The organism is Rossellomorea arthrocnemi, assembly GCF_904424705.1.
Classification (GTDB): domain Bacteria; phylum Bacillota; class Bacilli; order Bacillales; family Bacillaceae_B; genus Rossellomorea; species Rossellomorea arthrocnemi.
This window is the reverse complement of record NZ_CAJGBF010000001.1, coordinates 344,895-365,893: the sequence shown is the minus strand read 5'-3', so window position 1 is coordinate 365,893 and position 20,999 is coordinate 344,895. Positions and strand designations below refer to the sequence as shown.

The window sequence follows — 20,999 nt, the reverse complement described above, 5'->3', positions numbered from 1 at the left end:
AAAAGTGGTTACGTTAAAAAAGTGATAGGAGGAAAATCATGAAACCGAATCAAATCAAGGAACCGATCCGGAAGGTGTGGATCTGGGTAGGGTTAATCTTGCTTGTTCTTGCGATTGTCCCTTGGTATTTTCCATCTGGTGCCGTTGAACCCATTATTCTTGGATTTCCGTTATGGGCTTTTATTTCGACTGTTTTTTCCATCGTGTTGTGCGGTTACTTGAGCTGGTTATGTGTGAGTCAATGGAACATTGTTGAGGATGAAGAAGAGCAGATGAAAAGGGGAGAGTAGACTATGAATCTAACGTTTGCAGGATTGGATGGCATTATCATCCTGTCGGCATTTGCCATTATCATGCTGGTTATTGGTTATTTTTCTGGGAGAGGGGAAAAGGACTTACATCAAAGTTTGTCCGGATATTATTTAGCCGGGAGAAATTTAGGATTTATTGCTTTGTTCTTTACCCTTTATGCCACTCAGTATAGTGGTAATACCATAGTAGGGTATGCTCCGTCTGCCTATCGAACAGGGTTTTCCTGGCTGCAGTCGATTTCATTCATGACCATCATCATCGGTGTTTATCTATTATTCGCCCCCAGGCTCTATGTCATCGCTAAACGAAAGAACTTTGTCACACCGACAGATTGGATTCAACACCGCTTTAACTCGAAGGCGGTCACTCTTCTTAGCATTTTCCTCATGCTATGGGGACTAGGTAACTATTTGTTAGAACAACTGGTCGCCATCGGTCAGGCTGTATCCGGTATGACAGGTGGAACGATTCCTTATCAGATTGCGGTACTCGTATTTATTTTCGTGATGCTTGCGTATGAGTGGATGGGGGGGATGAAAGCAGTTGCCTTTACAGACGTCATGCAAGGTCTGATCCTGATGGTGGGGATCATTGTGTTCCTGATCGGGGGATTGTACCTCGTTGGAGGGAACTTTGGAGATGTGACTCGCTACATCAATGAGATGGAACCTGTTAAAACCGCGGTTCCTTCAACGGATGTTTCCATTAACTGGTTCAGTATGCTCCTGCTTGTCGGGTTAGGTGCAAGTATTTATCCACATGCCGTTCAGAGGATTTACTCTGCCCAGAGTGAGAAGACGTTGAAGAAGTCCTTTTCACGGATGGCATGGATGCCGCCTATTACGACAGGTTTGGTATTCGTCATCGGTATCATCGGAATCATGCTTTATCCTGGATTAGATACAAGGGGTTCCGAACAAATTGTGGGACTGATGGCGAATGATATTGCTGCGATTAATCCATTCTTCTATTGGGTGATGATCATTTTCTTCGGTGGGATTGTTGCCGCCATTGTTTCCACAGCTGATTCCGTATTATTAAGTTTCTCGTCTATGCTGTCTAATGATGTGTATGGAAAGTTCATCCGTCCTGGTGCCTCAGAACATAAGAAGGTCATGGTCGGAAAAGTGGGGGGAATCATCGCCGTTTTTCTTCTCCTATGGATCGCCTGGAATCCACCAGGGACGTTATATGAAATCTTTGTCTTGAAATTTGAGCTTTTGGTCCAAGTATTCCCTGCGTTTGTTCTTGGCCTCTATTGGAAACGATTGGAGAAACGATCGGTGTTTTGGGGAATGTTGATTGGAGCCGTGCTTGCAGGGGTATTAACCTTCACAGGACATAAAACCGTGTATGGCATTCATGGGGGAGTCATAGGGCTGTCCTTGAACTTCCTGATCTGTGTGGCAGGATCTCTTCTCATTCCCGTTTCGAAAAAGAGCATGGTTGTTGAGGATGAGCCTTTGTCATTCAATGTGAAAGCGTAACGGACCAATGAATGCATCTCATCCACAAATGAAAAGGACCGTCTTTCAGGAACCTTGGAAAATGCTCGCCTGTCTCCTCCTTGCCCAATTATTGGTGGCTTTTATTGGTCGAAGTGTGGGGCCGTTGGGTGTCTTGATCGGGGAAGATCTGGAGTTAAGTAAGTCCCAAATTGGCATGTTGCCTGCCGCCCTCTTTTTGGGGCAGGCACTTGCTTCCATTCCAGTCGGATTCGTCGTCGATCAAACCGGTTCTAAAACCTTACTTCTTCTTATTTCTTTATGCGTAGGCAGCAGCTTCATCCTCATGACATTTTCCCATCACTTTGGGTTCGTCCTCCTCCTTGTCGTCATTGGCGGATTGGGGTATGGGGCGATGCATCCTGTTACCAACAGGGGGATCATTCACTGGTTCCAGCAGACGCAACGTGGATTTGCCATGGGGATTAAGCAGACGGGCATCACGACGGGCTCAGCTCTTGCCGGACTGGTCCTGCTTCCGCTTTCCGCCATGTATGGGTGGAGGCATGTGGTCGCGGCTGCCTGTCTTCTGTTGATCATTGGGGGAGTCGTCTCATTTACCCTTTATCATGATTCCATTAAAGAAACAGCTAAGCAAAAAAACGAGAGCCGCTCCTCCTTTCTCCATTCCATGCAACACATGATGAAGAATAAACCGTTGATGCTCGTCAGCATAAGTGCGATGGGATTGAGTGGCTCCCAACTATGCCTGGTCACTTATATTGTCATCTATTGCTATGAATACTTGCATATCTCCCTCTTTTTGTCAGGTGTACTTCTAGTCCTGTCAGAAGTATGTGGATCCATCGGCAGAATCGTCTGGGGAGTCATCAGTGACCGGTTATTTAAAGGGAAACGTGTCATCATCCTGATGATGATTTCGGGAATAGCCGGGATCTCAAGCATGACTCTGGCATTCCTGCCTCCCTTTACGGCATTTGAGGTGATGATCCCCGTCACGATGGTGTTTGGGTTTGCCATATCCGGTTTTAATGCCATCTGGATGAATGTGGCCAGTGAGGTTGTGGACACTAGGTTCTCCGGGCTATCCAGTGGATTTAGTATCACCCTTGGCTCCTTGGGAGTGATCACATTACCTCCGCTCTTCGGTTTTATCGTCGATTACTTCGGGAGTTTTACAGCTGGATGGATCATGATTGTAGGCGTCATGATCCTTGTGTTTGGATTGTTACTCCTATTATTAAAAGAAATGAAAACAAAGATGGCCTACTAAAGAGGTACGAGTTGCAAATGAAAGGAGAAGGGAATAGTGGAATTTAATCCTGCTGAGTTAGAAGAGAAACAAGTATATAAGCTCCTGAGTGGATCCGTTGTCCCAAGACCCATCGCATGGGTTTCAACTATATCCAAATCGGGTGAACTAAATTTGGCACCATTCAGCTTCTTTTCGGTTGCCTCCAGAAATCCCCCTATGCTCTCGATTTCCGTTGGACCTGGTGTTGGAGAAAGGGAGGGAACCGAAAAGGATACGCTGGTCAATATTCGGGGACAAAATGAATTCGTCATCAACGTCGTTCCCACATTCCTTGGAAACGAAATGCAAAAAAGTGCAGAAAACCTTCCCAGCAGCGTCAATGAGTTTGAAGCGGCAGGAGTCACACCCATTGACAGTGTCATCGTCCAACCAAAACGAGTAAAAGAAGCACCGATCCAAATGGAATGCAAACTCGAACAAATTCTTGCACTTGGAAGTGACCACTTAATCATCGGTAGAATGGTCCGTTACCATATAGAAGATGAATACTATCTAGGAAACTACAAAATCAACTTGGATCGACTTCAACCACTCGGGAGACTTGCGGGAAACTACAGTGAAATGAGCTCGTTCTTTCATTTGCCAAGGTGAGGGGGAAGCATGGGGACGGTTCTACTGCTTCGTGAATTTAAAAAAAACGGTGCCTGACGCCTAGAAGGTCAGGCACCGTTTTTTGTTTTATGGGTAGAAGTGGAGAAGCATGGGGAGAAGCATGGGGACGGTTCTGCTGCTTCGCCTTAACGAAAAGGAAGCAAGAGAACCGTCCCCATGCTCCCAGAGAACCGTCCCCATGCTCCCTATAGACAGTTTTTAATGCACTTGATAGAATGAAAATATTCTAACAAATGGAAAAATTATCTATGAGTCTTGTATGACACGTTGAAGGGAAGAGAGAGATGGTAGAGATTAGAAGGTTGAAAGAATGTACGTTAGAAGAAGCTGTACAAGCATGGAATACCGGGTTCGAGGGTTATTATTTCAACATGACTATGAATACAGACGCGTTTACCTCACGATTAGTCAACGAGGGCTTATCGACGGAGTATTCCATTGTAGCTTTTATGGAAGGTGTGCCTGCAGGGCTCGTGATGAATGGAATACGAGAAGTAAATGGGAAAAAGGTCGCTTGGAACGGTGGGACCGGCGTTGCGACTACATTCAGAAGACATGGTGTTGGAAAAGCGTTAATCGAAAAATCATTGGAAATCTATAAAGAAGAGGGAGTGGAAGTCGCCACACTGGAGGCCGTCCAGGAAAATGGGAAGGCCATTGCTCTATACGAACAATACGGCTATACAATCACCGATCAGCTTGAATATTTAGAGCTTAAAGGAAGTCTTTCTGCTTCTCCCATTACACAATCACCGAATCTATACACCCTACAAACTCATGTGTATCTTCATGAGTTCGATTCATTATCGTTTTATCAAGGCATGAATCCATGGCAGACCCATTGGAAAAATGGAAAAGGAAGTCAGGCACTGATTGCACTTGATGAGAAAAGGAAACCAATTGGATATGCCAACTATCGAAAGGCATTTTCTCCAGAGGGTGAACACAGTCATACAATCGTGTATCAATGTGAAGCGGCTCCGGCACGAAAGGATAGAGACGCCATTATTACGTTCATGCTGGGGGACATTTTCGGTGATTTTTCAGAGAATATTACAAGGCTTGTTCCCAATTCTCCTGTCAGTGCAAAGTCGTATGCAGTGTATAAGGGCTTAGGGTTTCAAACGACAACAAAGCAGGTATTCATGATGAAGGACATTTCGTAGAGCTAGAGGAAGAATAAATCGTATTGCATATTAACAACCAGATGGCGCGTCCAGGATATTTATCGATTGTTGCAGCTCACTCTTTCATTTGATGTATATCAAAAAGAAGGCAAGGGAACGTATCCTTGCCTTCTTTTTTGTGAAGTAGAGACGGATTCGCTCTGATTTAAGAGGAAGCAGAAGAACCGTTCTAGTTAATTCTGGTTAACCACTTGTCTTTTTGTCCAAGCAGTCCTACGTAAAAGATTATTTTTAGAGGTGATGATATGTATTATAACAAGCGAATTCAGTATGATCCGAAAAATATACTACCGCCTAAGGGGTCTAAATCCATGTTATGGTTGTTGTTGAGTGAATTTATTTAGAGACGGACTGCTTCTTTTAACTGGTTCGGTTTTGAAAGTAGAAAAATTAAATTAAGCCTACGTTTGGAATACTAATTCGCATACAAATTAGCGAGAATCTGATAGACAGCAGACCACTGCTACTTATTATGTTAATCACATTGTTGAATTGGCAAATAAAAAAAGGTCAGTTGCTATCCATCTGACCAACAGTTTATTCAATTAAAGCACTCTTTAGCTGAAGAAATAAAGTTCATTTCAAGTATTATGTCCTTGATACACTGTCAACCCAAGGGCGTTATGCTGCCAAAGAATTTCTTTTATTTTATGGACTTTGTTATCCTCTCTTGTGTAGATAATGACAAATACTTCTGTCTTGCTTTTGCTAAAACTTCTTTTGTACTTTGCCTTGATATATATCCACTTAATAAAAAAACCAGTAATAAACCCAACAACAAGCCCTATAAGAGCCCATATTATTGGCCCCCATTCTAAAACAAAACCGTAAATAGAACCAAGAAGCATAAAAATACAACCTAATATTCCAGCAAGGTCTACCAGACTGGTTCCATCTGCATAATGAATGCTATCAAATAAACGTGGTGACTCGGTCATTTTATCTAAAGGAAGGGCGAGGATATTATTTTGAGGTATTTCATTCTCCATTAATTCCGTAAGTGCTATTTCCAATGAAGGAGAATAATCAAAACTTGCAATAATATACAATTTCATTCCTCCTTTATCGGTAAAGGGAAGTCTATTTTTTGAAAATCCTTTTTCAGAAATCTGGAGAGTGTCAGGTCATAAGCCTTATTATTATAAATGCTTAATATATAAGTGTTGTATATAATAAATACATACACAGATGGAAAAAATAGAAACCATTGAGGATCCAATACCTCCTTCGACTTGGAAAAATCCAGTATACATGCATAATGAATACTTTCAAGCAGCCCGGACTTATAACTGAGTATACCTATCCAAAACAAGCTGAAAATCAAGTAAGGCATATTCTTATAATACATAGATGAGACACCGCTTGATAGGGCTGTCCAGATAACGGCATTAGCAGGAGAAGTTTTGTCTAAGTTCCCTATACCCATGGGTGCAAGGTCAAAAATATTCAAATCCTGTGTATTCTCCCTATAAGCTAATAGATATGATTTATTGTACTCAACTGCCCGCCGATAACTGTCATACATTACAAAAACATAAATAGCCATATAAGCTAAAAACCACTTCTTATCAAGCACTTCCTTGGCCAGCTCAAACTCTCCGATCATCGAAAAATATATACTGCTATTTATACCCGCAAGTGTATTCGCTATCATTTCAAACATCATTAAAATAAAACCTAGAACAAAATCTCCTAATAATATATATCCAAACCCGGGAAAAGCAGCAGACCACCATAAAACAACCCAAGGGTTTGTTAATTTTAAAAAGTTGTTACTCCACGACCTAATAATATATAATTTTCTTCTATTTGGAAGTCCCAATAGTGTTCATCCTCTATAATATACTTTTAGAAAATTAATGGTGGTATTAGGTTTACCTTCCGTTGACATACTATACATTCATCTATCTTCACCAGAGAATAAAAAAGAAGCCGAAGATCACTTGGCGTGTCTTCAGCTATTGTCTTTGCTTTCTTGAATGATTTTAGTATTTTATTAAACTGCTGTCCTTTAACCGATCTATTGTTTTACCTATATACTAATAAAAATTCCCATGCGATTTTGCATTTTAGAGCCTATTAAAAAGAGCAGTATGTGCATAGGTCACCTACAGTTCTTCTGTCATTTTCATTGCTAATACTACTACTATTACGAATGTGAAAGGATTAACGAATCGTATTTTTTACTCGAGAAGCCGAACCTGTTATGCTCCTTGGTCCCTTTCTTTTTTTTAGGGGAAGCAGGGATGATGAGAATCCATTGCAAATAACCCACTTGCTTCACTCATTGATTTCTTGAAGATCTACCATTATTAAGGAGAAATGGGAAATGAAGGGGAAAAGATTATACAGTAGATAGTGAGAATGGCTTTTGATCTATTTTCTTGCAGTGGACCAGACAATTTAGTGTTTTCACTATGGGAAGTCTAACAAAAGAAAAAATCGAAGAAATGAAGTGTGGATCATGGTGAGAGGGAACAGAAGAGTAGGTAGAAGGTTAATCGTCATTCTGCGCCAAGAATTGACGATTAACCTTCAGTTCGATTCTCAAGGGTGAACACCCGTTTATCAATATCGGTGATTTTTGTGTTCAGATAATGAAAGTCCGTTTCAGAACGTTGGTTGCCTACTTTTGACATAGCAATGACATCTTCTGTTTGAAATGCTTCGATTCTATTAACCGTTTCCTTTATCTCTTTTACATCACTTCCTAACTCCCTCATATTACCTTCGAGCCCTTGCACATTACTGTCAAGACCCTGCACTTTTTGGTCGAGCCCTTTCATATTTAGGTCAAGCTCTTTCATATTGCGTTGAATGTCGCATAACATGTTCAAGATTTGCTTTTCCATTTTATCACCTCCTCCTTTTTATTATAGTGGAAATGAAACGGTGATACTACCCTGGAGCATGGGGATGGTTCTGCTGCTTCTTCTTTGCAAAAAGGAAGCACGAGAACCGTCCCCACGCTTCCAAACAAATGATATTTATAACTATTTCCAGCTATTTCTACATGCTACGATTTAGGCAGTTGTTAGTTTATGAGAGTAGGTGTATGGATGAAGAATGGGTTGAAGGTTGGGTTTATGGTTGGGGTGATTTCGGGTGTGGCCGCGATTGGTTTGTATTACTTGCTATGCTTTGTGTTAGACGTTACATTTGAAAAGATAACACCCGTGTCGATCCTTTTTATGTCGATTGTGGTGAATATGATCGGGGCATTGGTTTATATGAAATTAAAGAAACAAACTACGAGACCGCGATGGATGTATGCCTTCATTACGATTGGGGTAGCACTCGCCCTATCCTTATTTGATTGGGCTTTTCCTGCAGAGCCCGGGATAGCAGGTGTAGCCAATTCGTTACATGGGTTTGTGGCTACTCTTTCCATTGCATGGATCCCCGTTTGGGTGGATAAGACGGTGAGAAGGACAAAAGTCTGAGGTGTAAGAATACGTATGAAGAGAGGGGGAATGACGAATGCCACCTATCATAAAATTTAACTGGTCAAGGCTGCTTATCATTCCTTCCTTATATATGCTGCTTTTGCCTTTCGGAGATAAGTGGTATGGCTATGTTCTTTTTATATTACTTGCCCTCCTCTTTTGGAGAAGCACGTCAAATGTAAAACACCGAGAACGGAGCATTGTGATTCAGCATATGTGTGTGATGCTCTTAATCATCTTGTTTAATCCGTGGAATATATGGTACGGCCTTTACCCTGCTGTTGTAACAGGGCTTCTTCCCTCTTTTGCACGGATCACGGTCTATACTGGCTCGATGGTTGTCTTTTATATAGCTGCCATATGGTATCATGTTGAATTTGACTTCGGGACCCAGGATTTGTCTTGGATTCCGATCCTCATCCTTCTCGTTGGTCTGCCGTACTTTCTCCGCAACCAACAGATATCGAATCAAGTAAAAATAGAGCTTCTCAGTGCCAATGAAGAAATTGCACGACTCATTAAAATAGAGGAAAGAGAACGGATTGCCAGGGATCTGCACGATACGCTCGGTCATACATTGTCCCTCTTAACGTTGAAAGGTGAACTCGTGGAACAGCTTGTACAGCGAAATCCTGATGAAGCGATCCAAGAGGTACGCGAGCTCCAACACATTTCCCGCAATACGTTAATACAAGTGCGGAAATTGGTCAGTGATATGCAGTCTGTCCGGTTATCAGAAGAAGTGATTCAAGCATCACAGTTCCTTCGATCAGCAGGTATCGTGATACATCTGAATTCGATGGATTTGGAAAAGATCCCTCTCGTGAATGGCAAAATACTTGGTTTATGTCTTCGGGAATGTGTGACCAATATTGTTAAGCACAGTCAAGCTGGAAATTGCTGGATGACCATCTTTGAAAACAGCGGTTCTTTCATCCTGGAGATTGAAGATGATGGAGTAGGCATGGGGAGTGTGAATAGAACCCACGAGGGGAGCGGTTTGATGGGGATGAAAGAGCGGCTCCGTATGATTGAAGGGAAGCTGCATTGGAAATCCAATGCCGGCGGAGGGATGAACATAACCATTTCTGTACCGAAAATCGAAAAACCATTTAGTGAATAGAGGTGGAAGGATGAGAATTGTAATCGCAGAGGATCAAGGTATGGTGAGAGGGGCTATCGGAAAACTATTATCCTTAGAACCTGATATTGAACTGGTGGGTGAAGCTGAAAATGGGGAAGAAGCACTGCACCTAATACGAGAAAAGTCACCCGACATTGCCATCGTGGATATTGAAATGCCTATCGTGAGCGGCCTTGAAGCAGCGGAGACATTGAAAGAGGAGGGGCACCCTTGCCGTATAGTGATTGTGACAACCTTTGCACGAAGCGGTTACTTACAACGGGCGATTCAAGCGGGTGTTTACGGCTATCTCCTGAAAGATTCTCCCGTTTCCCAATTGGCTGTGCATTTACGAACGATCCTAACAGGTCAAAAAGTATTCAGTCCGCAACTCTCACATTCCATGTTCGAAGAAATGAATCCCCTTACGAAAAGGGAACAAGACATCCTTACCCATCTCGAGGAAGGATACTCCGTAAGCGAAATGAGTAAACTCTTATATCTATCTCCTCCCACCATCCGAAATTACATCTCAGAAATCATCCAAAAAGTAGAAGCGAAAAATCGTCTCGATGCCGTCATGATTGCGAAGATGAAGGGGTGGATTGGGTCTGGTTCGGGGAATGGGTAGTTTAAGTGAGGATGAACCGACCTACCTTGGAAAGCATGGGGACGGTTCTGTTGCTCCTCCAAATTGAACTTCACTGCCATTTAGATGTGAAAGAATCGAATTCAAGGAAAGAATGACTATATAAAACTGACCCGAGTATCATTCTATTATTTACTTAAATTGGATCTGAGTCTTGTCTTTACTTCAACACTTGAATTTTTGGAATAAAGAATTAACACACCAACTCCTAATAGTAAGAAACATATACCCAACCATGAAGTTAAGGTTAAGTGCTCTCCAAGTAAAAATACGCCTAACAATGCAGCTGTAAGGGGTTCTGCCAACGAAAGGGTAACGGCTGTTGAAGAAGGAACGTTTATAAGACCCCTGGCAAACAGAAAATAAGCTAACCCAGTTGCTATGATTCCAAGATGGAGGGTTACTGCAAAGCCACTTCCCTCAGTTATCCATGACATATTATAGATAAATAACAATGGAGATAGGAAGAGTGTACTGAGTGTAAATACTACAGCCACTATTGAAAGGGATGAATGCTTCCCAACTAATTTTCCAATAAACTGAGTGTAACTCGCAAATGATAATCCTGCCACTAAAGCCATCCCTATGCCATAAGGGTTTACAGTTACAGATTCTTTGTTCATAAAGATCATTAAGCATCCGACGATTGATAACACAGTTGAAAACCACCATTCTCTTACCGGACTTTTCTTTAAAAAAATCCACTCAATCATCCCGGAAAAAACCGGGGCACTTCCAATAGCTATAACAGTTCCTATGGCTACACCGGTTAACGTTACGGCAGAGAAAAAGAATGGTTGATAACATGCCATGGTTAAAGAAGCAAGAAGTGTTTCCCTGATGGGGAATTTTTTTAAATTCAATCTGCCTAATAGAAGAACAATAATCAATAAGGGAATTCCACCTAACGCTAAGCGCATAACTCCAATTAAAACGGGGTGCGCAGCCTCTGGAGCCAGGGCCTGAGCTGTACCTGTTGTCCCCCATAAAATAGCGGCTAGTAAAACTAAAAAGGGAGCCAATTTCTTTTCCATATGATCCACCTCATTTAAAAGACCTTAAACTCATTATAGATGAATGCTACTCCTGCATCTTTACTGAGTTTAAGGTTCTATTTATCCATTATTAAGCATTTTGTACTTTTGTGGAGTCATACCTTCCCATTTTACAAACCATCTTGTAAAGGAAGAGGCGTTTTCAAAACCTATTTCCTCACTTATAGACGATATGGTCCAAGAAGTGGTTAATAATAATTTTTTTGCTTCTTTCAACCGTAATTCTGCTATATAAACTTTAGGGCTTTTACCTGTTTTTCGTTTAAACCATGTGGAATAATAAATGGGATGGTAATTTTCTATTCCTGCTAATGTATCTAGGTTAATAGATTCTTTATAATGATTGTGAATATATTCAATTGATGCAGGTGTAGAGCTTTTTAATTTATGAGTTACATATCTTGTTAAATCCCTGAGAGCGACTGATTCTTTCCTATTCCCAACCTCTTCTAATAGTAAGAAACGAATCGCATTCCATTGTTCATCTAATTGTAAGTACATACACTCTGTCTCCCAAAGTAAAAAATCAGTGGGAATGTCTAAAATGAGAAATTCATTCCTTACAGTGGAACGGAAGTCATGATAGTATGCAGGAGGGAGATATAAGCAATACGCAGGAGTAAGATTTATTTCTTGTCCAAGAGTATTTATTTCTAATGAACCTTGCAAAGGAAAAAGAAATTGGCCAAAATTATGTTGATGAGAATTGCTCTTATTTGAGGAAGATCTTTTTTCACAAATCACCTGTTTCCGACTATCCATGCTTTTCCCCCTTCTTAATTCTTAGCTTATTTTTAGTATAAGTAAAATTCCCAGCCCGGTATAGCTTTAGCATACTGGGGGTCAGGCATCTTTTATTGATGATTTTTTTGAAATGTATCATTTGGTCTCACTGTTTCATTGTTTACCTATTAACATGTTAAGAATTCGATATTCTTTGTTGTTCCCCTACTTCTCCCGTTTGCTTTATTCCTTGCTTAGGCACTAGTCTTTCCACCTGGAATACCATCCAAGTCCACTGCCCATTACCAACTGAACTCACATGAGTGGATTTTTAGGACGGACATTATTTGAGCTCGTTTCTACTTGTCATAAAAGGGGATGGAATAACATTCTAACAAGTTAGTATGTTGTAAATCCTCCCCTTTTATAAAGTTAGGACTTTATTCCTGTTCCATCGGATCCGTTTGTTTATCATAATTATGTAAATTCTGAAATGTTGGGTGGCAATATCCCCATATGGAAGCAGTAGGACCGTCCCTCCGGATATATTTCCGTATATTCCCTCTTCTCCAAATCATTCTGTCTTTTTCACCCCCTCATTCTATGGTAAATTTAAAAGAATAGTAGTTTCACTTTTCAAATAATAATATCCTATTCTGCATTAACCTTGGAGGCACTATGTTTTTCTCACTTCGCAATCGATTATTTATGATTTTCACCTTGCTGCTGACTTTTCCTTTTCTAGTTCTATCGATTCTCATTCCAAACTGGTTTACGTCCATCATGGAAGAACGTACGACAAGTTCGACGATTGAAATGATGGAGCAGTATTCGCTGTATATTGATTCAATCACGTCACAGGCAGAGGATTTAGGAAAACAGGTACTGGTTAACCCTACGACTCAGGAATGGATCAAGTCCGAGGAGAAAGATAGGGAGGTATCCGATGCAGAACGTCTTCTGATGAAGAACCAGTTAAAGGCGGAATTATCTTCGATGATGATCAACAACTCCAAGTCGATGTCCGTATCCGTTTACCTGAGCGATGGAACCGGGACAGCCGGGAATCTTCCCCCTCTAGAGAAAACCATTTGGTTCGATGAATTCTATAAAGACGATCAACGTTGGCTTCGATCTCATAATGATTTGATGGCGGATCAGGTGAACAGTTACCTTCTGCCACTCTTTGATATCAATACCCTTGATTTATCCGGGGTGATCAAGGTGAATTTTCCATCGTCCCTTCTTGAAAATGCCTTAAGCAAGATCAAGCTGGGCGAGAACGGGAGAGTCTATCTCCTGGACAGCCTTGGAAGAAATGTGCTGACGGGCAGCGTCGATACACCGGAGAATGTAGTAAAGGAAAGCTTAAAGACTATTAAGAAGGAGAGGAACAGCTCGGGATTAATCGAGGTCCCTTTCGAAAAAGAAGAGTATATGATTTTCTATCAGAAGGCAAGGGTTGGGGAATGGGTGCTGGTCAGCGAAATCACCAAGTCCGAACTGTTCTCTCAGGTTAATGAGCTTCAGAGGAATCTCCTTTTGACGAGTGGATGGATCTTCTTATTGACCATCATGGCGTCTTATCTCTTTTCTTCTACCATCGTAAAGCCTTTGGGGAAATTGACCGGTGCCATGAAGCTTGTTGAAAAGGGAGAATTTAAGAAAGCGAAGCAATTGATTCCTTCCATTAAGACAGCGAATGATGAGATTGGTTATGTGGTGGATGTGTTCGGCCAGACGGCCAATCGCCTCGATACCCTGATTGAAACAGAATATGAAGCCAACATACGCAGGAGGGATGCGGAATACAAGGCACTGCTCCTGCAAATCAATCCACATTTTTTAAATAATACGTTGGAAACCATCGGTGGTCTCGCAGCTCAAGGGAAGAACAAAGAGGTGATCGATGTCACGATTCATTTAGGGAGGATCATGCGATATTCCCTCAATACGGAATCTGATATGGTGACCCTCGGGGAAGAAATGACCTATATACGGAGGTTTATGGAAATTCTGAAGCTGCGATATGAAGCTGCGCTCTCCGTTTCCATTCAGGAGGATCCTGCAGCCTCTAAGCTCCCGATCATTAAGTTCGTTATCCAGCCACTCGTGGAGAATTCAGTTAAATATAGTTTCATAGAGAAAACGGAGGCTGTTCTTCGTATTTCGACGAAGAAAGTGAATGACTGGGTGGAGATTGTAATTGAGGATAATGGAATCGGGATCCCTGAGTCTATTGTGGAAGAATTGAAGCGTGACCTCGGTCCTCATGAATCCAGTCATGTACTGGAAAGCAAAGGGCGAAGCATCGGACTTAGAAATGTCCTGGGGCGTTTAAAGCTGTATTACGGAGAAAATTTCACCTATCACATTTCATCCAAAGAGTATCAAGGTACAACCATTGTCTTACGCATAAAAAGTGGAGGGGGGGATCTTCATGCTGAAGGTGATTCTGGTCGATGATGAAATTCAAATCCGAAGAGGGTTGAAGTGGAAAGTGGACTGGGAAGAAGAAGGCTTTGTTATTGCCGGTGAAGCCTCCAATGGCAAGGAAGCGTTACAGGTTATCGAAGAGGTGATGCCTGATGTTGTCCTGACGGATGTCAGGATGCCGGTCTTGGATGGGATGCAGCTTGTGAAAGCGTTATCGGGTAAGTATCCTGATATTAAGGTGATCGTCTTGTCGGGATACGCGGATTTCGAGTATGTACGTTCCTCTTTGGTCGAAGGAGTGAAGGATTATCTGCTTAAGCCCGTCGATCCCGAGGAATTAACGGCTGCCCTCAGGAAGAGCAGGGGCGAGGTTGAAGCGGAGAAGCAGAGAAGAATGGAAACGATCAGAATGAACCAGTTCCACGCTGAGGAAATGAGAGAGCAGTACCTGCTTCATTTGGTGAAGGATGAATGGGCAGGGAAGAATATTTCCGGGGAGAGACTGAGTCAGCTGAAGCTTGATGTGCTGGGAGATGAGGACACGGTCGTCCAGTTCATCACCGTAGAGATTCGAAGTCGTGACCCCGAACAGGTTAGGGAGTTGTTTCTGCCCTTCAAGATGTTGTGCCGGGAATTATCCTATGAGCATGAAGGAATCATGTCCTTCTACGACACGAGCTATCAGAATATGATTCATTTCTTATGTCTACAACACTCGGAGGGGAATTCAATCCATACCTTTGTTCAGGAATTGCAACGGAATGTCAGCACCTATCTGAATGTTGAAACGGTCATTGGGGTGGGAAAAGTAGTCATGGGTTTATCTCAATTAAAGAACGGATTCATATCCTCCCTTCTCTCCTGGAGTCAAAGTTCCGCTGATGCCACGTCCCAATTCATTGACGGGACAACGAGTAAACAGACGGTGGAATTCACAGACGATGTGGAATGGAAGTTGTCAAACAGCATGGAGCAGGGCGATTATGAGACATTCAAGAAACATCTACTGAATACCCTTGCTGAATGCGACCGGCAATCAGTGATGTCTTATTCCTTTGTATCTAGCCGGCTGCTCTTTATGCTTGGATCCATCGCAAGGAAATATGATTTGTATACCGATGATTTGAAGAAGAAGATGTGGAATTGTCAATTGGGTATATGGGAACTGACTTCCCGGGAGAGGGTCAAAGGAGAACTGCTGGACCTGGCAAGAATGATTGCGGATAAGGTGAGTGAAACCCGGCATTCCTCTAATGGAATTGCCATCGTGGAAAATGTGAGGCGGTATTTGGACAAGCATTACACCAATGACATTTCACTCACCTCCCTTGCTGATCAATTCCATATCAACTCTGCCTATTTATCGGAGATGTTCAAAGAACTGGTAGGACAGAATTTCAGTGATTATCTCGTGAACCTTCGAATGGACAAAGCCCGTTCCCTGTTGATGGATGAACAGTTAAAGATCATCGAGATTGCCCATCTTGTCGGCTATTCCAATTCCGGCTATTTCAGCACTGTATTCAAGAAGCGATTTGGACAAAAGCCGCTTGATTACCGGAAATCCATGACAGTGGATAAGGGGGAGGCACGATGAAGTATAAATTAACCGCCATCTATGTACTGGCTGCGTTACTCATGTTGACAGTTGGGATCTACAGCATCTTCACTTTTACCTCATTCCAGGAAACCAGCAGAGATAAGGACGAAGAAATGCTGGATGACCGAGCCAAGATCCACCTGACATTCTGGAGAAACAAAGGGACAGAGCTTGAGAATCAGGCGTATGAAGAGCTGGTGGCTGACTTTAATAAGGAGCATCCCACGATTGATGTGGAAATGGTCCCTATCCCTTATGGGGATTATGAGTTGAAGCTTAGAACGGAGATGGCAGCAGGTGACCCGCCTGATATTTTGACGATCGATACGCCGACTCTTGCCCTTTATGCAAGTGCGGGTGGTCTGCTGTCGTTGAATGAGTATATGAGACAAGATGGTCATATTGAGGATCTCGCAACCCCTACGTTGAAAGGGATCACATATGAGGATGAAATCTATTTATCACCCATTGCAGAATCAAGTGTGGCTCTCTTTTATAACATCCATTTGTTTGAAAAAGCAGGGGTTCCCCTCCCTTCCAAAAATCCACATGACCCGCTGACTTGGGATGAGGTTCTCGAGGCTGCTAAGAAAATCTCTGCTTTAGCACCTGACATCACGGGAATAGACCCGGCCCAGGGATTTCCGGATGGAGAGTCGCCATCCTACTTCAAGATGCCTATCCTTTGGCAATTTGGAGGAGATGTACTGGATCCGGGCAATCAGACAGCGAGTGGATATTTGAACTCCCCGGCATCACTGAAAGCCCTCCAGTTTTATCAGGATTTATATCAGAAATACGAGGTGGCAAATGTCGAACTCCCCGAGGAAGCATTGGAGACCGATAGGCTCGGTATGACGGTCCTCGGTTCCTGGATGGTGGAGAGTCTCAGTAGGATGAACCCTGATTTCCGGCTGGGTGAGGATTTCGGGATTACCGCCCTGCCGAAAGGGAGCGAACAGGCGGTTCCAAACGGAGGTTGGTCCCTTGGGATTTCGTCTGAAACTGACTATCCCGATGAAGCATGGGAGTTTATCCGATATGTCACCAGCTTTGAAGGGGCAAAGAAATATGTGGAGATCACCGGGGATGTTCCGGCTCGTTATTCTGTTGCTGAAGCCTTTCCCGAGTTCAATGAGTATCCGAAGAATATTTTCGTGGAACAGGCACAAAAGTATTCAAGAAATCGACCGATCACCCCGGCTTATCCTGTCGTGAGCGAGGCAGTCAAAACGCTATTTGAAGACGTGGGAATCGGAGGGAAGGACGTCAATGCTTCTGCAGAAGAAGCAGTGAACAAGATAAATGAAGAACTGAATGATTTGGACTAGAGACCTTTGGCAGCTGCCAGAGGTTTTTTTTGTGCAGTAAACTTCCAAAAAATTTAAACTGTTTCATCCGAAAATAGTAAACGTTTTCATTCTTGTATTCCAGTAAAGTGAACTCAACAGACATCCTCACCTAAATGGGCCGGGTCAAATGTTTCTGAACAAAGTGATTTATCAAAAGGGGGTCAAACGTTTGCAAGAACTTGCGAAGGCAGATACACCAGTCATAACGGAAACAAAGAAAAATTCGAAACTCAAAACCAAGCTCCATTATATGAAGAAAAACTATATTCTCTATTTGTTTCTTGCACCTGCCATCATTCTTACGATCATTTTCAAGTATGTTCCCATGTATGGGGCATCCATTGCATTTAAGGATTTCAGTCCCATCAGGGGGATCAATGGAAGTGAATGGGTGGGGTTCAAGCACTTTACGGACTTTTTATCGTCTCCGAATTTCATGGATATTCTGGTCAATACTCTGAAATTAAGTTCCTTCGAGCTTCTGATCGGTTTTCCGGTCCCGATCATCCTTGCTCTGATGCTGAATCAGCTCCGGAAAACAGGAGTGAAGAAGAATATTCAACTCATCCTTTATGCACCACATTTTATCTCAGTCGTCGTCATCTCAGGGATGATCTTTCTCTTCCTATCACCTACGGGACCGATTAATGCGATGCTGTCGGTTTTTACGGATAAGCCGATTTCATTCATGTCTGATCCTGAAGCCTTCAGAAGCATCTATATCTGGTCAGGAGTTTGGCAGGGCGCGGGGTGGGCCTCGATCATCTATGTGGCGGCACTCGCCAATGTGGATCCCCAGCTTCACGATGCAGCAACCGTAGATGGGGCGTCCCTGCTTCAACGCATCTGGCATATCGATCTTCCGACACTGAAGCCTGTCATGGCGGTCCTGTTCATCCTGGCTGCAGGAGGCATCATGGCGATTGGATTTGAGAAAGCCTATCTGTTACAGACATCTATGAACCTTCCAACCTCGGAAATCATTTCGACCTATGTATACAAGCGGGGGCTGCAGGCAGGTGACTATTCATTCGCCACGGCAGTAGGGTTGTTCAATGCCGTCATCAATGTCATCTTATTGGTTTTTGTCAACCGTGTGGTCAAGAAATTAAACGAAGGCGAAGGTCTTTTATAGAAAGGGGGAAATGAGATGTACCAATACACCAGGAGTGATAAACTCATTCTTTTTATTAACAAAATCCTGCTTGGGGGAATCGTGATTATTGTTCTGTTCCCTCTGATATACGTTCTACTATCATCGGTTCTTGAACCGAATGTTCTGGTGAAAAAAGGATTCCTCATCAGCGGTTCAGATTGGACGCTTGAAGGATATAAACGAATCTTCGAGGACGGTACCATCGTCAAAGGATTCATCAACTCGATTCTCTATTCTGCAGGGTTCACCATCATCACCGTGAGTGTCTGCATCTTTGCCGGCTATTCCCTCTCGGCTGAAGGACTTGTCGGACGAAAGTTCATCATGGTGTTCTTTCTCATCACGATGTTCTTCAACGGAGGGTTGATCCCGACGTATATGGTGGTGAAGGACTTAGGGATGCTGAACACGATTTGGGCGATCATCCTTCCCAATGCCATCAACGTCTGGTTCATTATCCTTGCAAGAACGTATTTCAAATCGATTCCGAATGAGTTGAAGGAAGCAGCAAGGATCGACGGGGCATCGGAGTTCAAGATCTTCTTGAACATCGTGTTTCCGTTATCAAAGCCGATCATCTTTGTCATCGCGCTCTATGCGTTCATCGCACAATGGAATTCATATTTCGATGCGATGATCTATCTTGAGGACCGGAATTTGTACCCGTTACAGCTCGTCCTGCGATCGATCCTTATCCAGAATGAGGTACAACCGGGAATGATCGCTGATCAGCAGGCGGCAGCGGAACTCCAAAGAATTTCAGAGATGATCAAGTATTCATCCATCGTATTAGCAAGCTTGCCGCTGATCATTATGTATCCATTCTTCCAGAAATACTTTGAAAAAGGTGTTATGGTGGGATCTTTAAAATAATCTATATTTTATCAATGGGGGTTTAACAATGGGGAAAAAGACGAAGACAATGTCGGTATTTCTGATGTCAGGGATGCTGCTTGCAGCCGGGTGCAGCAACAACAGTGAAAGTGCTTCTTCTGAAAATTATGAACTGGAAAATGTGAAGTTTCCGTTAGAGGAGCAGGTGACGCTTAAGATGATGACATCCAGCTCACCACTTGCTCCGGATGATCCAAATGAAAAGCTGATCTTCAAAAGGCTCCAGGAAGAAACGGGAGTGAAGATCGACTGGACCAATTATACGGCGGGGGAAACCTTCAATGAAAAACGGAATCTGGCTGTCGCGAGCGGCGAACTTCCAGACGCGATCATGAATGCGGGATACAGTGACTATGAGCTATTGAAGCTTGCGAAGGATGGAGCGATCGTTCCTGTTGAGGATCTGATTGATGAGCATATGCCCAACCTGAAAAAGGTCTTGGAAGATGCACCTGAATATCGATCGATGATGACGGCACCGGATGGACATATTTATTCCTTCCCTTGGATTGAAGAGCTTGGTTCAGAAAAGGAAAGTATCCACTCTGTTGATGACTTCCCTTGGATCAATGTCGAATGGCTGAATAAACTGGGGCTTGAGATGCCAAAAACAACCGATGAACTTAAAGAAGTCCTGAAAGCATTCAAGACGCAGGATCCAAACGGGAACGGTGAGGCTGATGAAATTCCGATGTCCTTCATCATCAACCATGGAGGTGAAGATGTGTCCTTCTTGTTCGGTTCATTCGGACTCGGTGAAAACTGGGATCACACGGTCGTTACAAATGACGGTGAAGTGAAGCTGACGGCAGCCGACGAAGGGTATAAGGATGCCATCAATTATTTAAATGAATTATATAAAGAAGATTTGATTGACGTAGAAGCCTTTGAACAGGATTGGAACACCTACCTGTCGAAAGGGAAAGAAGGACGTTACGGCATGTACTTCACATGGGATAAAGCCAATATCACGGGTATGAACGATCGATACGACCTCATGCCTGCCCTTGAAGGCCCCGATGGAACGAAGAATGTGGCGAGAACGAACGGTATGGGATTTGACCGGAATAAAATGGTCATCACAAGTGCTAACGAGAACCTTGAATTAACGGCGAAGTGGATCGATCAATTCTATAACCCGCTTCAATCGGTTCAAAACAACTGGGGAACATATGGGGATGACAAACAGCAGAATATCTTCGAATTGGATAGTGACAGTCATTCATTAAAACACCTTCCATTAGAAGGAACCGCTCCTGTTGAACTCAGGGAAAAGACATCCGTCGGCGGTCCACTGGCAATCCTGGACGAATACTATGGAGCCGTGACAACGAAACCGGATGATGCTGCCTGGAGACTGGGGCTCATGAAGGATGTCATGGTACCGGATATGAAGGCGGATAACATCTATCCAAAAGTATTCTTCTCTCTTGAGGAGTTAGATAAGCTTTCGAAGATCGAGACCGATTTGCTTGCTTATGTGAAGCGTAAAAAGGCGGAATGGATCACCAACGGGAAAGCCGATGAAGAATGGGCGGATTACTTGAAAGAACTCGATCGCCTCGGGTTACAGGAGTGGTTGAAAATAAAGCAGGATGGATATGACCGTAACCAATCATAATTACATTCAGGCTGTACCTTGCCCAGGCAATCGTGCAGCCTTTCGAATGCAA

19 protein-coding genes are annotated in these 20,999 nt (G+C 43.0%); 14 read left to right on the top strand and 5 right to left on the bottom strand.

All coding sequences use genetic code 11. The features are described from left to right. Window positions 1-38: 38 nt before the first annotated feature. The 5 genes from BAA9072_RS01900 (at window position 39) to BAA9072_RS01880 (ending at window position 4,871) form a co-directional block, all read left to right on the top strand. Complete coding sequence (locus BAA9072_RS01900) at window positions 39-290, top strand: hypothetical protein (RefSeq protein ID WP_201712981.1); 252 nt, start codon at window positions 39-41, stop codon at window positions 288-290. Window positions 291-293: 3 nt separating this feature from the next. Beyond that, window positions 294-1,799 carry a sodium:solute symporter family protein gene (locus BAA9072_RS01895; RefSeq protein WP_201712980.1) on the top strand — a complete coding sequence of 502 codons (1,506 nt, stop codon included), beginning with the start codon at window positions 294-296 and terminating at the stop codon, window positions 1,797-1,799. Between the two features lie 7 nt (window positions 1,800-1,806). Continuing rightward, complete coding sequence (locus BAA9072_RS01890) at window positions 1,807-3,051, top strand: MFS transporter (RefSeq protein WP_201712979.1); 1,245 nt, start codon at window positions 1,807-1,809, stop codon at window positions 3,049-3,051. A 36-nt stretch (window positions 3,052-3,087) separates the two neighbouring features. Continuing rightward, the gene (locus BAA9072_RS01885) at window positions 3,088-3,684 is read left to right on the top strand and encodes a flavin reductase family protein (protein ID WP_201712978.1); all 597 of its coding nucleotides are present in this window, start codon (window positions 3,088-3,090) and stop codon (window positions 3,682-3,684) included. Between the two features lie 305 nt (window positions 3,685-3,989). After that, on the top strand, window positions 3,990-4,871 hold the full coding sequence (locus tag BAA9072_RS01880) for a GNAT family N-acetyltransferase (protein WP_201712977.1): 882 nt from the start codon (window positions 3,990-3,992) through the stop codon (window positions 4,869-4,871). Between the two features lie 602 nt (window positions 4,872-5,473). On the opposite strand, the gene BAA9072_RS01875 is transcribed toward BAA9072_RS01880, so the two are convergent. The 3 genes from BAA9072_RS01875 to BAA9072_RS01865 form a co-directional block, all read right to left on the bottom strand. Next, on the bottom strand, window positions 5,474-5,941 hold the full coding sequence (locus BAA9072_RS01875; RefSeq protein WP_201712976.1) for a hypothetical protein: 468 nt from the start codon (window positions 5,939-5,941) through the stop codon (window positions 5,474-5,476). A 2-nt stretch (window positions 5,942-5,943) separates the two neighbouring features. Continuing rightward, window positions 5,944-6,714 (bottom strand): hypothetical protein, encoded by a 771-nt coding sequence (locus BAA9072_RS01870; protein WP_201712975.1) that lies wholly within the window; start codon window positions 6,712-6,714, stop codon window positions 5,944-5,946. Between the two features lie 706 nt (window positions 6,715-7,420). Further along, window positions 7,421-7,744, bottom strand: coding sequence for a hypothetical protein (locus BAA9072_RS01865; protein ID WP_201712974.1), 324 nt, complete (start codon window positions 7,742-7,744; stop codon window positions 7,421-7,423). 207 nt (window positions 7,745-7,951) lie between these two features. Here BAA9072_RS01865 and BAA9072_RS01860 point away from each other — a divergent pair, with 207 nt between their 5' ends. Genes BAA9072_RS01860 through BAA9072_RS01850 form a run of 3 tightly spaced genes read left to right on the top strand, consistent with a single transcriptional unit; the run spans window position 7,952 to window position 10,092 of the window. Continuing rightward, complete coding sequence (locus BAA9072_RS01860) at window positions 7,952-8,335, top strand: hypothetical protein (RefSeq protein WP_201712973.1); 384 nt, start codon at window positions 7,952-7,954, stop codon at window positions 8,333-8,335. A 37-nt stretch (window positions 8,336-8,372) separates the two neighbouring features. Further along, the gene (locus BAA9072_RS01855) at window positions 8,373-9,461 is read left to right on the top strand and encodes a sensor histidine kinase (protein WP_201712972.1); all 1,089 of its coding nucleotides are present in this window, start codon (window positions 8,373-8,375) and stop codon (window positions 9,459-9,461) included. A gap of 10 nt (window positions 9,462-9,471) precedes the next feature. Beyond that, window positions 9,472-10,092, top strand: coding sequence for a response regulator transcription factor (locus BAA9072_RS01850; protein WP_201712971.1), 621 nt, complete (start codon window positions 9,472-9,474; stop codon window positions 10,090-10,092). Window positions 10,093-10,238: 146 nt separating this feature from the next. Here the strand turns inward: BAA9072_RS01850 and BAA9072_RS01845 are convergent, their stop codons facing one another. Together BAA9072_RS01845 and BAA9072_RS01840 are read right to left on the bottom strand one after the other, a co-directional pair. Next, complete coding sequence (locus BAA9072_RS01845) at window positions 10,239-11,144, bottom strand: EamA family transporter (RefSeq protein WP_201712970.1); 906 nt, start codon at window positions 11,142-11,144, stop codon at window positions 10,239-10,241. Between the two features lie 81 nt (window positions 11,145-11,225). Then, the gene (locus BAA9072_RS01840) at window positions 11,226-11,927 is read right to left on the bottom strand and encodes a helix-turn-helix domain-containing protein (RefSeq protein ID WP_201712969.1); all 702 of its coding nucleotides are present in this window, start codon (window positions 11,925-11,927) and stop codon (window positions 11,226-11,228) included. Between the two features lie 639 nt (window positions 11,928-12,566). Here BAA9072_RS01840 and BAA9072_RS01835 point away from each other — a divergent pair. The 6 genes from BAA9072_RS01835 to BAA9072_RS01810 all read left to right on the top strand — a co-directional run bounded on the left by BAA9072_RS01835 (window position 12,567) and on the right by BAA9072_RS01810 (window position 20,947). Continuing rightward, window positions 12,567-14,354 (top strand): sensor histidine kinase, encoded by a 1,788-nt coding sequence (locus BAA9072_RS01835; protein WP_201712968.1) that lies wholly within the window; start codon window positions 12,567-12,569, stop codon window positions 14,352-14,354. Then, the gene (locus BAA9072_RS01830; RefSeq protein WP_230980720.1) at window positions 14,329-15,921 is read left to right on the top strand and encodes a response regulator transcription factor; all 1,593 of its coding nucleotides are present in this window, start codon (window positions 14,329-14,331) and stop codon (window positions 15,919-15,921) included. The genes BAA9072_RS01835 and BAA9072_RS01830 overlap by 26 nt, the downstream gene beginning before the upstream one ends. Continuing rightward, window positions 15,918-17,255, top strand: coding sequence for an ABC transporter substrate-binding protein (locus BAA9072_RS01825; RefSeq protein WP_201712967.1), 1,338 nt, complete (start codon window positions 15,918-15,920; stop codon window positions 17,253-17,255). Before BAA9072_RS01830 ends, BAA9072_RS01825 begins: the two co-directional genes overlap by 4 nt. A gap of 190 nt (window positions 17,256-17,445) precedes the next feature. Continuing rightward, a complete protein-coding gene (locus tag BAA9072_RS01820) occupies window positions 17,446-18,411 on the top strand; it encodes an ABC transporter permease (RefSeq protein ID WP_408015194.1) in 966 nt (321 codons plus the stop codon). Between the two features lie 15 nt (window positions 18,412-18,426). Then, entirely contained in the window at window positions 18,427-19,305 is an 879-nt protein-coding gene (locus tag BAA9072_RS01815; protein WP_201712965.1) for a carbohydrate ABC transporter permease, read from the top strand. A gap of 28 nt (window positions 19,306-19,333) precedes the next feature. Beyond that, entirely contained in the window at window positions 19,334-20,947 is a 1,614-nt protein-coding gene (locus BAA9072_RS01810) for an ABC transporter substrate-binding protein (protein WP_201712964.1), read from the top strand. Window positions 20,948-20,999 lie beyond the last annotated feature (52 nt).

Coding starts and splice junctions, on each gene's coding strand:
- BAA9072_RS01900 (WP_201712981.1), top strand. CDS start 39: ATGAAACCGAATCAAATCAAGGAACCGATCCGGAAGGTGTGGATCTGG.
- BAA9072_RS01895 (WP_201712980.1), top strand. CDS start 294: ATGAATCTAACGTTTGCAGGATTGGATGGCATTATCATCCTGTCGGCA.
- BAA9072_RS01890 (WP_201712979.1), top strand. CDS start 1,807: ATGAATGCATCTCATCCACAAATGAAAAGGACCGTCTTTCAGGAACCT.
- BAA9072_RS01880 (WP_201712977.1), top strand. CDS start 3,990: ATGGTAGAGATTAGAAGGTTGAAAGAATGTACGTTAGAAGAAGCTGTA.
- BAA9072_RS01865 (WP_201712974.1), bottom strand. CDS start 7,744: ATGGAAAAGCAAATCTTGAACATGTTATGCGACATTCAACGCAATATG.
- BAA9072_RS01860 (WP_201712973.1), top strand. CDS start 7,952: ATGAAGAATGGGTTGAAGGTTGGGTTTATGGTTGGGGTGATTTCGGGT.
- BAA9072_RS01855 (WP_201712972.1), top strand. CDS start 8,373: ATGCCACCTATCATAAAATTTAACTGGTCAAGGCTGCTTATCATTCCT.
- BAA9072_RS01850 (WP_201712971.1), top strand. CDS start 9,472: ATGAGAATTGTAATCGCAGAGGATCAAGGTATGGTGAGAGGGGCTATC.
- BAA9072_RS01845 (WP_201712970.1), bottom strand. CDS start 11,144: ATGGAAAAGAAATTGGCTCCCTTTTTAGTTTTACTAGCCGCTATTTTA.
- BAA9072_RS01840 (WP_201712969.1), bottom strand. CDS start 11,927: ATGGATAGTCGGAAACAGGTGATTTGTGAAAAAAGATCTTCCTCAAAT.
- BAA9072_RS01835 (WP_201712968.1), top strand. CDS start 12,567: ATGTTTTTCTCACTTCGCAATCGATTATTTATGATTTTCACCTTGCTG.
- BAA9072_RS01830 (WP_230980720.1), top strand. CDS start 14,329: ATGCTGAAGGTGATTCTGGTCGATGATGAAATTCAAATCCGAAGAGGG.
- BAA9072_RS01825 (WP_201712967.1), top strand. CDS start 15,918: ATGAAGTATAAATTAACCGCCATCTATGTACTGGCTGCGTTACTCATG.
- BAA9072_RS01815 (WP_201712965.1), top strand. CDS start 18,427: ATGTACCAATACACCAGGAGTGATAAACTCATTCTTTTTATTAACAAA.
- BAA9072_RS01810 (WP_201712964.1), top strand. CDS start 19,334: ATGGGGAAAAAGACGAAGACAATGTCGGTATTTCTGATGTCAGGGATG.